Raw genomic sequence first — 11,791 nt, forward strand, 5'->3', positions numbered from 1 at the left:
TTCTCCCCATTTATCAATTAAGACACCTGCACGGTGTCTTAATTATCAAAACTCTTATTTTTCAACCACCATACTATTCTATGAACAAAATACGAAAAAATCAAATTATATATTAATGGTATAAACAGCAAATTATGCAAACTTTGCAATATGTCAATATGATACCCTAACAATACAACAATAACAGTCAAAATCACATAATTTGCTGTTGTTGCCACAATCGAGGAAACTAATGGCAAAAAGAATTTTTTTTCATATACCTTATCTATCATAAAACCAAAGCAAAAACCTATTATCATTTTGCTAAATGCATTAAAACCAAGAAAAGTTCCTGAAGCAATATCCTGTAAAAGTCCACCACAAAATCCAGCAAAAGCTCCTTGTTTAAAACCATGTGTCAAAGCAAAAGACACTGTTAACAGCAAAATCAAATCCACATTAACATTATCAAAGGTAATTAAACGAAAAATTGATGTCTGTAAAATGTAGGCTATGAGAAAGACTACCACCCAAATTAATGATTTTTTCATTTTGGAACACCTTCTCTTTTCAGCTGTTGTCCATCAGCCGCCCGCTGCATTTGTTTTATAAGCTGTTCCGGTGGCAATCGACGAGAATTTACAATTATTGCCACATCTTCCAATTTCTGAAAATCAACAGCTGGTTTTACTACTGCATATTTCAACAATCCACCAGCTTCATTTTTTACACTTTCCACAATGCCAATAAAAATTCCCTTAGGATAAATCCCCCCCAATCCCGATGTTATAATTTGATCTCCATTTTTCACATCTGCTGAACGAGGAATATTTTCCATATGAATTTCCGCTTTTTTGTTAATATCACCTTTTACAATTCCTGCAACCCGTGAATCACTGCGTTGAACCATTGCGCCTACAGCAACTCTAGGATCAGTAATTAGCCCTACCAAAGAATAATTATCATAAACTTCAATTATATATCCTACCAGACCGGCAGGTGTAACAACAGGCATATCTTTTTTTATCCCATCATTGCTGCCGCGATCAATTACCACATTATTGATCCATGTTGACGAATCGCGGGCAATAACAGAAGCTGTTACCAGCTGGAAATTTTTAGCTGACTGTTTATAATTAAGAAGTTCTCTCAATCTCTTATTTTCTGCAGCCAGCTCTGAATCTTTCAAGTTTTGTTCACGCAATTTTATAACTTCATTTTTTAAAAGCTTATTTTCTTCATGCAGTGTCATCAAGTCATTTACATTTTTAATAATACTGCCGCTTTTATTGCTTATTCCCGAAGCAAAACTCTGAAGCGGAGCTAAAAGTGTTATAACCACACGATTAGTTAATGGTATTGAAACTTTGCCCTTAGCTGAAAAAAATATCATACAAAAAAGACTAAGCAAAACAAGTATAAGTATCCATATTTTTTTCCCTACAGGCCCATTTGTCTGCATACTCATCTCTTATCCGCTTCTCATCTTAATTTTTTTGTTGTCATCATAACACGTTTCAGAAGATCTATATTCCCCAATGATTTTCCTGTTCCTTCGCCTACGCAAGAAAGTGGATCTTCTGCTATAAGGACTGGCATACCCGTTTCCTTACTCAACAATTTATCAAGATTTGACAAAAGTGCTCCGCCACCTGTCATCATTATACCGTGATCCATTACATCGGCTGCAAGTTCAGGCGGTGTACGTTCCAAAGTATTTTTAACCGCTTCCACAATTTTATGTACAGGTTCTCTTAATGCTTCTTCTATTTCCTTATCGCTTACGTCAAGTACTTTAGGCAATCCACTGACCAGATCACGCCCTCTTATCTCCATTGTTTTACTAGTTTCTGGAACAATAGCTGTCCCAATATTAATCTTTATTTCTTCAGCTGTACGTTCACCTATCATAAGATTATACATTCTCTTTATATATTGGACGATCGATGTATCCATTTCATCGCCGCCAATCCTTATAGAACAGCTTGTTACTATACCACCTAAAGAAATAACAGCAATTTCTGTCGTACCTCCCCCGATATCTACAACCATACTACCAGTTGCTTCTTCCACTGGTAATCCTGCCCCGATAGCTGCCGCCATTGGTTCTTCAATCAGATAAGCTTCATTTGCCCCTGCCTGGCGGACTGCATCAATAACAGCACGTTTTTCAACTTCTGTTACTCCGGAAGGAACGCCTACTACTACACGTGGTTTTATGAAAGAACTACGGTTCATGGCCTTGCCAATAAAGTATTTGAGCATTGACTGCGTTACATTAAAATCTGCAATAACGCCATCCTTCATCGGTCTTATAGCTACGATATTACCAGGCGTGCGCCCTATCATTCTTTTTGCTTCTTCTCCAACTGCCAACACATTGCCAGAGTCTCTATCTATTGCTACAACTGATGGCTCACGCAGGACTATTCCTTTACCCTTAACATGCACCAGTGTATTTGCTGTTCCTAAATCTATTCCCATATCATGAGAAAAACCGCCAAAAATATTCCACATTCTAAAAACTTTCTCCCTTCAACTTTACGAAAATAAGAATTAGATTTATATTAAATCCATTAATTTCATTTTATAAAACATATTTTCTTACTTCAGGTGAATTTTCTTCCCCTAAAAACGAAAAACTATTTATGCACACAAAATAAGCGTTTTTTATTTACTCCTTATTTAATGTACTCAAATTAGTATATCGCACAATCATCCTTAATACAATCATCATATATGTTTTAAGTATCTACATAGTCTGTTAGGTTTTCTTTCTCTACTGCATCCAAACATATTTGATAATAAATTAAAGTTGCTCGATATACTCACCAGTTCAATATTGTACAAAAAGCCTAAAAATATTTTCTAATGTAAAAGGACTGTTTACCTTAAGCGAAAAATAATTAATCTATTAATCCTTTTTCCTTTAAACTTATGTACTTATTATACCCTATTATTATATGATCTACTACATTAATTCCCATTATTTGACCAGCTTTTATCAATCTTCGCGTTGTAGCTATATCTTCTCCGCTTGGCGTTGGATCCCCGCTAGGATGATTATGCGTTAAAATTATTGATGATGCCGCATTTTTTAATGCCTCACTAAAAACTTCCCGCGGATGAACAATTGAAGCGTTCAATATTCCTACTGATATTACACGAAAAGACAATACCTGATTTTTTATATTCAAAAGAACTATCGCGAATTTTTCTTTAGTTTCATAACGTAAACGAGGTATAATATATCGGGCTGCGTCGGACGGACTATTTATGGAAAATTTTTTTCCAAACGGTTCCTGAGAAATCCGTCTTCCTAATTCAACTGCTGCCAGAACAGTAGCTGCTTTGGCAGGTCCTATTCCATGTACCTTACTCAATTGAGTTGCTGATAAATTCATTATTGAAGTCAAGCCTTGTTCCTTAAATAATGCCAGCAAATTTTCAGCTACATGCAAAACAGATATTTTCTTAGTGCCTGAACGCAATAAAATTGCTAAAAGTTCAGCATCACTAAGCGACTTTACCCCACAGGAAATAAGCTTTTCACGTGGCCGTTCCTGCTCCGGTAAATCACGAACCATTGTATTATCTTTCATATCAATACCTCTAACCGCTAAACCAATTCAAAGCTTTTAGCCTCCGATATCTTACTTATAATAGTATATACTGTAACAAAAATACTATACCAAATAAATCAGTGTAAGACAACGACTATTTTTAATAAATTACCATAAAAATGAAAATTATTTATGACTATTTTAATAATATTTTTTATCTTAAGATTATGTTAAAATCCTCTAAAAGCCTTATAATACTTGACTACTATATACCTCTAATGTATAATTTCAATAAAGATATCATGTAGTCTAATATTATTATATTATACATTGGAAATGAAGCGAAAGCATTGTCACATTTCCGGACTGGAGCGATGATGCTAATGATTATGGACAATAAAAATAGTACTATTAACAATGAACAATCTATTAATAAATTAAAAGATGATGCATTTATGAATAAGGAAGATTCTTCTGAAAACAGCATAAAACCAACTAACGTCAACAACTACAGCGACCAACTTAATAACTGTGATATCAGCAAAATAGAAGATATATTGGCTAATTTAAGTGATGAAGAATTATTATTTGAAATTAAAACTAAGCAAAATAAATATGCCTTAGAATTTTTAATTAAAAAATACCGTAATTTTGTGCGTGTAAGAGCCCGCTCATATTTTTTAATTGGTGCCGACCGGGAAGATATAATTCAAGAGGGAATGATCGGGTTATATAAAGCCGTGCGTGATTTTCGCGATGAAAAACTTTCTTCCTTTCGTGCTTTTGCTGAATTATGCGTAACCAGACAGATAATTACAGCTATAAAAACCGCTACGCGCCAAAAACATATTCCTTTAAACTCATATATATCACTTAATAAACCTATATATGACGAAGATTCAGACCGTACTCTACTTGATATTTTATCGGGAACAAATATAACCGATCCAGAAGAACTTATGATAAATCGTGAAGAATTTCGTGCCATTGAGGGTAAAATGGAACAAATTTTAAGTGATCTTGAATGGAAAGTACTAATGTCTTATCTTGACGGAAAATCTTATCAGGAAATTGCTGTTGATTTAAATCGTCATGTAAAATCTATTGATAATGCCTTGCAGCGAGTAAAACGCAAGCTGGAAAAATATATGACAAGCCGTGCTAAAGCTGAGGATCGTATGCCCTATAAGCAATCAAATAAAAAAAATGATCATTTTGATGACCTATATATCAGTTTACATTCCAAAAATGATTAGTGAGCTTACTACACGATATCATAACTCTGGTTATTCCTAATTAAACAGCTGAAGAGTTTACAATTATAGAAAATTAACCTTTCATTGATTGGCTTTATTCATACAGTAGCTTTATTATTATTTTTGCCTAATGAAATTAAAAAAAGAGAATGTGACAAAATGATTTACCATTTTGTCACATTCTCTTTTTTTATTGTCCATATGGTGTTTTAGTATCAGTTTGAAAAACTTCCCGATAATCCATACTATTCATTTTTACTAACAATCTATAAAAAAAGTATATATTACCTGCCGCTCCTATTTCATAAACTGCAACAATCAAATATGTGATGACTTCCTGTCCATTTGTATCCACTAAAGAAATAAAGCACCCTGCTAACATCATCAATATTGACTTTGCAATCTCAAACTTCATTGCTCGTACTAAATAAACGTAATTTTGGGGATTTGGACTCCAAACAGCACGATTTACTAGCAAAATTAAAATAGTAAAAATAGCTGTTGTCGCTACTAATACCGCATCTGTTGGCAACAACATTGTTAGAAATGCACAAATAATTGCTCCAGGCCAATTAAATGGCAGTATCATTCCAATAAAAATCAACCAGCTCACAGACAATTGGGCAACCGCATTACTAGTATACAAAAAATAAAAACCCAGTATCCATATTACGCCTGCTAATTCAACAGCTAAGAGGATGCCTGATAATATTCGCATGCTGCTTATAATGCCTAACTTCCCCGACATATCATGACTATTAAACATAATAAAATTTAGACCTTTCTTTCATTTTTTAAAAGACTTGGCACTTTTCAATCCATACGCAGGATCAGCCGTTGTAACTGCTCTGTTAATTGCCTTAGCCATAACATATGCTGCCAAAGTACCCGTCGAGTTTATATCTGCTTTTTCTTCTCCAACAGACAGAGCATATATACTATCACCATCTGCCATTGTATGAACAGGTCTTATTGTGCGTGCCAAACCATTTTGCGCCATACCTGCTATTTTTGTCAATTCGATTTTATTAAAATTACCATTAGTAACTACTGCACCAATTGTTGTATTCGTCGTACCTGCCGGATGAAATAAACAGTGTGGTCTATTGTTTTCTATAACAGCTGCTTGGGAGTCAGCAAATGTTTCTTTATCATCATTCAACATTCCTGCTAAAATATGATTACTATCCACTTTATAGACATCACCTAATGCATTTACTACAGCAACGGCTCCCACCTGCAGCTCTCCAACTTGTACCGCATATATTCCTAATCCACTTTTCATCATATTTGACGGGCCATTATATTTTCCCACAGTTGCACCTGTTCCAGCTCCAACATTTCCCTCTACTGCATGGCCTTTTTCCGCTTCCAGACATGCTTCATAAACCATTTTTCTACCAGGTCTTGTTTTAGGCAGGCCTACCACAAAATCAAAAATACAGGACGCACATACAAGCGGTACTTTTCCATATCCTGTATCAAAACCAGTATTTCTTTCCTCAAGATACTGCATAAGCCCGCCTGCCCCGTCAAGGCCAAAAGCACTTCCTCCCGACAAAAGTACAGCATCTATTCTGTCAGCAGCCGCCAGTGGATTTAAAAGAGCAGTTTCTCTGGACGCCGGTCCGCCGCCTCTTATATCGATCCCACAGCATGCACCATTTGGTGGGATTAACACCGTACAACCTGTACCACTTACCATATCTTGTGCATTTCCTATTTTTATATCACCAATCTGTGTTATTTCTATTTGTTTTAATTCCTTCATAATATATCTCCTATAGATAGAATTGCTAATGACTAAATTCCATTTTTATTTAATAAATCCTGCTATTTCTATAAAATCTGCTAGCGAATACAGCCAAAAATACTTTTACTTCCCAAAATTGACACGTAAAAATTATGCCGTTATAATTATCTTCATGTGTTTACAAATTTACTATTTTAAGAAGGTATTAAATAATGTCAAATCTTCTTTTCAGTCTCAACGCAACTATCCCTATTTTTTTACTAATGCTGGCTGGTATGATATTTCGCAAAATTGGGTTATTCGACGAAAATTTCATAACAAAAATGAACAAATTTGTTTTTGTAGCTGCCCTGCCTGCACTACTATTTATAGATATAAGTACCGCTGATTTTTACAATGCATGGGATACCAAATATGTTCTGTTCTGCTTTAGTGCTACATTTATCAGCGTGCTAATTTCTTTTTTTGTTTCACTTCCCTTTAAAAATAAAATATCCCAGGGCGAATTTATCCAAGCTTCTTATAGAAGCAGTGCTTCTATAATAGGCATGGCTTTTATAAAAAACATCTATGGGAATTATGGATTGGCTTCCCTCATGATAATTGGTACTGTCCCTCTTTATAATGTCATGGCGGTCATAGTTCTTGCTGCTTTTAAAGCAAACCAAAAAAATTTGCTAAATGTACAACTTATAAAAAAAACAGTTATAAATGTTTTATTAAACCCTATTATTCTCGGTATTGTTTTTGGTATTATATGGTCACTGTTAAAAATTCCTATTCCCATCATCGTCCACAAAACTATATCATCTATCGCTGCTCTTGCTACTCCACTAGGACTCATGGCAATGGGCGGAGCTTTCAAATTTCAATCTGTGCATAATAATATAAAACCCATAATCATTTGCAGTATAATGAAACTTTTTGTTTTTTGTATTCTTTTTCTTCCCGTTGCAGTATATCTCGGATTTACGCAGAGCAAGCTCATTGCCGCCCTTGTTATGCTGGGCTCAGCAACTACTGTTAGTTCGTATATAATGGCCAGAAATATGGGACACGACGGCATTTTAACTGCTGGTACAGTAATGTTTACCACTATTTTTAGCGCCTTTTCCCTGACATTCTGGCTATTTATCCTTAAAATGTTTTCTTTAGTATAATATATTATATGGCATTAAAATAGTAGCCTCATATTATTTGCCTGTATATTAATTTTTATTTTTATCCATTAAACAGTAAATACTAATATACTTATATTTAAATACTTTTTCTCTTATAAATACTAAAAAATTAACATTTGGTTTTTACTAGTGGATATGGCTTGCCAATATATCTATATTTATGTTATTATACTTTAAGTTCACACTTATTTATTTTAGGAGGAAACATATTGAATGCACTAAGTATAGCCCAGCAGATTGATTCTTTTTTATGGGGTCCGCCCCTTATTATTTTACTGGTTGGAACTGGTATATTTTTGACTATTCGACTGCAATTATTACAAGTATTTCAATTACCAATGGCATTTAAATTAATATTCAGTGCTAAAAACAAGGGAAACGGTGATGTTAGCAGTTTTAAAGCATTATGTCTTGCTCTTGCCGCTACCGTCGGTACCGGTAACATCGTCGGTGTTGCCACAGCAGTACAGGCAGGCGGCCCCGGGGCCATTTTCTGGATGTGGATGGCAGCTTTTTTTGGTATGGCTACAAAATATTCAGAAGGACTTTTAGCAATAAAATACCGCACTATTGATGAAAAGGGACAGATCGCTGGCGGGCCTATGTACTACATAGAACGGGGCATGGGCCATAAATGGCGTCCACTTGCCATATTATTTGCTGCTAGCTGTATATTAGTTGCCTTTTTTGGTATAGGAACATTTCCCCAAGTAAATGCTATTGTAGATAGTGTTCACTTGTCCTTCGGTATAAACAAATATATTACCGATGCTGTTATCACAATACTAGTCGCAGCCATAACCTTAGGTGGTATACGAAGTATTTCCCGTGCAGCTTCCGCTATAGTCCCATTTATGGCTGCTTTTTATGTATTAATTTCCATTGTTATCCTTATTATCTATGCTGATCAAATACCCGCTGCTGTACAGGTAATAATCCATGACGCTTTTACGCCTACTGCTGCGACAGGTGGATTTCTCGGCGCCAGTGTTATGATGGCAATGAAAAATGGTATCGCCCGCGGTGTTTTTTCCAATGAATCTGGTTTAGGGTCTGCTCCAATAGCTGCGGCAGCAGCTAAGACCAACTGGGCTGGTGAACAGGGACTTATATCCATGACTGGTACATTTATTGATACAATAATCATATGTACAATGACCGGTCTTGTCCTTGTTTTAACAGGTGTATGGAATGGCAATGCTGCTGGAGCTGCTATGACTAATAATGCTTTTTCCTCTACTCTGGGAGTAATTGGTGGTAACTTTCTCACAATTGCTTTAGCTTTGTTTGCTTTTACTACAATCCTGGGCTGGAACTATTACGGAGAACGTGCTTGTTTTTATCTTTTTGGTATGAAAAGCATTATAACCTATCGTGTTATATTTATTATCCTTGTTGCTTCAGGAGCTTTCTTAAAGCTGGATCTTATATGGGTTATAGCCGATATTGTAAACGGCATTATGGCTATTCCGAATCTTATTGCTTTAATTTCACTTTCAGGTATTATTGTCGCTGAAACAAAAAAGTACCAATCACACTTAAAATCAATGAACAAAAAATAACCCTTTTATTATAAAGTAATATAGTAAAAAAATTATCCTTGTCGCTTAAAACTAAAGCTGATGGAGATAATTTTTTTATTTAGGGAAAATAATAAAAAATGTCTATTTCCTTCACAAAAATATATAAATTCGGTATAATAATATTAATTATATATTTTTAATACAAGAAAGGGTCACAATAAATTGGACGCAAAAAACATTAGGAATTTTTCGATAATCGCCCATATAGACCATGGAAAGTCAACTATTGCCGATAGACTAATAGAACTAACTGGTACTTTAAGCCAACGAGAAATGGAAAACCAGGTCCTGGATAGCATGGATTTGGAACGCGAACGGGGCATAACCATAAAAGCCCAGACTGTACGGCTTCATTATAAAGGAAAAGATAATCAAATATATGAATTAAATTTAATAGATACACCAGGACATGTAGATTTTAATTATGAAGTTTCACGCAGTCTTGCTGCCTGTGAGGGCGCTTTATTAGTAGTAGATGCTGCCCAAGGTGTTGAAGCCCAGACCCTCGCTAACGTTTATCTGGCATTGGAACATGATTTGGAAATAATCCCTATAATAAATAAGATTGATCTGCCCAGTGCTGATCCTGATCGCGTAAAAAAGGAAATAGAAGATGTAATTGGACTTGATACCAGTGATGCCGTTCTCTGTAGTGCTAAGACTGGTCTTGGTATTGATAAAATTTTAGATGAAATAGTAGATAAAGTGCCTGCTCCATCCGGTAATGATCAAAAACCTCTTAAAGCATTAATTTTTGATTCATACTTTGACTCATATAAAGGGGCAATTGCCCACATTCGCATTTTTGAAGGCACTATACATGCTGGCATGAAATTAAAAATGATGTCAACTGGAAAAACTTTTGATGTCACTGATATCGGATATTTTCGTCCTGACCCAGTAAATACTTCCTCCTTATCAGCAGGACAGGTAGGTTTTATTGCCGGGAGTTTAAAAAATGTGAAAGATATACGCGTAGGTGATACCATAACATCTGCCATAAATCCCACCGATACCCCTTTACCAGGATACAGAGGAGTAACCCCTATGGTTTATTGCGGTCTTTATCCGGTTGATAGTGCTGATTACAATAACTTAAAAGATGCTTTGGAAAAATTACAGCTAAATGATGCTGCTCTCATATTTGAACCAGAAACTTCAATTGCATTAGGATTTGGATTCAGATGTGGTTTTTTAGGTCTGCTTCATATGGATGTAATACAAGAAAGATTAGAACGTGAATACAAACTAAAACTAATTACTACAGCCCCCAGTGTTATCTACCATATATATAAGACCAATGGACAAATGTTAAAAGTTTCCAACCCCAGCGAGCTGCCTCCAACTACAGAAATTGAACATATGGAAGAGCCGTTCGTAAAAGCAACCATAATTGTCCCCAATGATTATGTAGGACCTGCAATGGAAATTTCCCAAGATAAACGTGGTAAATTTATCAGCATGGATTATATTGACAATCGCGTAATGTTAATTTATAATATCCCTCTTAATGAAATAATTTACGATTATTTTGATAAATTAAAATCAACAACGCGCGGCTATGCTTCACTGGATTATGAACTAGCCGGTTATCAGCAATCAAAACTTGTAAAACTGGATATACTGCTGAATGGTGACATGGTAGATGCATTGTCGACAATAGTTCATGCTGATAGAGCTCAGATACGCGGTAGACAGCTAGCAGAAAAATTAAAGGAAATTATTCCACGACAGATGTTTGAAATCCCCGTACAGGCTGCTATAGGTAATAAAATTATTGCTCGTGAAACAGTTAGAGCTATGCGCAAAGATGTACTCTCCAAATGCTACGGCGGCGATATTTCACGTAAACGTAAGTTGCTGGAAAAACAAAAAGAAGGGAAAAAGCGCATGAAATCCGTAGGTAATGTCGAAGTACCACAGGAAGCTTTCATGGCTATTTTAAAAGTAGACTAATGTACTCTTTATATATTCATATTCCCTTTTGTAAACAAAAATGCCGTTATTGTGATTTCCCATCAATAACGGCTGTTTCAACTTTATACCCAACATATACTAATGCCTTGGTTTATGAAATTTCCCTGCGACGCCGAGAACTGGGTGCAATAAATATTAATACAATTTATTTTGGGGGTGGAACTCCATCTCTAATGCCAATAAATCTGGTTACGACTATTTTAAAAACCATTTATGATAATTTTACTGTCAGCAATAACTGTGAAATTACATTGGAAGCCAATCCAGGAACAATAGATTTTTCTTATTTACACGGCCTAAAACAAATTGGGGTCAACAGACTAAGCCTTGGCATACAATCAATTCATAATAATTTATTAAAAATTTTAGGACGCATTCATACATTTCAGGATGCCGATATAACAATAACAAATGCACGCAAAGCCGGTTTTGACAACATAAGTATTGATTTAATGTACGGCCTGCCTACTCAAACTATGCCAATGCTCCAGGAAAGTCT

At 35.3% G+C, this 11,791-nt stretch carries 11 protein-coding genes (1 of these 11 running past the window's edge); 5 read left to right on the forward strand and 6 right to left on the reverse strand.

The features are described 5' to 3' along the window. Positions 1-38 precede the first annotated feature (38 nt). The 4 genes from mreD to radC form a co-directional block, all read right to left on the reverse strand. Positions 39-530, reverse strand: a complete 492-nt coding sequence (gene mreD / locus I6760_RS04295; protein WP_196593249.1) for a rod shape-determining protein MreD — start codon at positions 528-530, stop codon at positions 39-41. Next, the gene (gene mreC / locus I6760_RS04300; protein WP_196593250.1) at positions 527-1,441 is read right to left on the reverse strand and encodes a rod shape-determining protein MreC; all 915 of its coding nucleotides are present in this window, start codon (positions 1,439-1,441) and stop codon (positions 527-529) included. Before mreC ends, mreD begins: the two co-directional genes overlap by 4 nt. Positions 1,442-1,461: 20 nt before the next feature. Continuing rightward, positions 1,462-2,496, reverse strand: a complete 1,035-nt coding sequence (locus tag I6760_RS04305; RefSeq protein WP_196593251.1) for a rod shape-determining protein — start codon at positions 2,494-2,496, stop codon at positions 1,462-1,464. A gap of 389 nt (positions 2,497-2,885) precedes the next feature. Next, positions 2,886-3,581, reverse strand: coding sequence for a RadC family protein (gene radC, locus I6760_RS04310; protein WP_196593252.1), 696 nt, complete (start codon positions 3,579-3,581; stop codon positions 2,886-2,888). A gap of 344 nt (positions 3,582-3,925) precedes the next feature. Between radC and sigH the strand changes: the two genes are divergently transcribed. Further along, on the forward strand, positions 3,926-4,798 hold the full coding sequence (gene sigH, locus I6760_RS04315) for an RNA polymerase sporulation sigma factor SigH (protein ID WP_407947295.1): 873 nt from the start codon (positions 3,926-3,928) through the stop codon (positions 4,796-4,798). 190 nt (positions 4,799-4,988) lie between these two features. On the opposite strand, the gene I6760_RS04320 is transcribed toward sigH, so the two are convergent. Both I6760_RS04320 and I6760_RS04325 read right to left on the reverse strand, forming a co-directional pair. Then, entirely contained in the window at positions 4,989-5,546 is a 558-nt protein-coding gene (locus I6760_RS04320) for a hypothetical protein (RefSeq protein WP_231036087.1), read from the reverse strand. Positions 5,547-5,585: 39 nt separating this feature from the next. After that, a complete protein-coding gene (locus I6760_RS04325) occupies positions 5,586-6,569 on the reverse strand; it encodes a P1 family peptidase (RefSeq protein ID WP_196593254.1) in 984 nt (327 codons plus the stop codon). A gap of 194 nt (positions 6,570-6,763) precedes the next feature. Here I6760_RS04325 and I6760_RS04330 point away from each other — a divergent pair, with 194 nt between their 5' ends. The 4 genes from I6760_RS04330 to hemW all read left to right on the forward strand — a co-directional run. After that, positions 6,764-7,711 (forward strand): AEC family transporter, encoded by a 948-nt coding sequence (locus I6760_RS04330; protein WP_196593255.1) that lies wholly within the window; start codon positions 6,764-6,766, stop codon positions 7,709-7,711. A 227-nt stretch (positions 7,712-7,938) separates the two neighbouring features. After that, a complete protein-coding gene (locus I6760_RS04335) occupies positions 7,939-9,294 on the forward strand; it encodes an alanine/glycine:cation symporter family protein (RefSeq protein WP_456320148.1) in 1,356 nt (451 codons plus the stop codon). 183 nt (positions 9,295-9,477) lie between these two features. Continuing rightward, on the forward strand, positions 9,478-11,271 hold the full coding sequence (lepA, locus tag I6760_RS04340; RefSeq protein ID WP_196593257.1) for a translation elongation factor 4: 1,794 nt from the start codon (positions 9,478-9,480) through the stop codon (positions 11,269-11,271). Then, on the forward strand, positions 11,271-11,791 hold the beginning of the coding sequence (gene hemW / locus I6760_RS04345; protein WP_196593258.1) for a radical SAM family heme chaperone HemW. The gene runs 610 nt beyond the window's last position; the window shows 521 of its 1,131 coding nt (coding positions 1-521); the start codon lies at positions 11,271-11,273; its stop codon lies beyond the right edge, outside the window. The genes lepA and hemW overlap by 1 nt, the downstream gene beginning before the upstream one ends.

Origin of the sequence: Pectinatus sottacetonis (genome assembly GCF_015732155.1) — a bacterium.
Taxonomy (GTDB): domain Bacteria; phylum Bacillota; class Negativicutes; order Selenomonadales; family Selenomonadaceae; genus Pectinatus; species Pectinatus sottacetonis.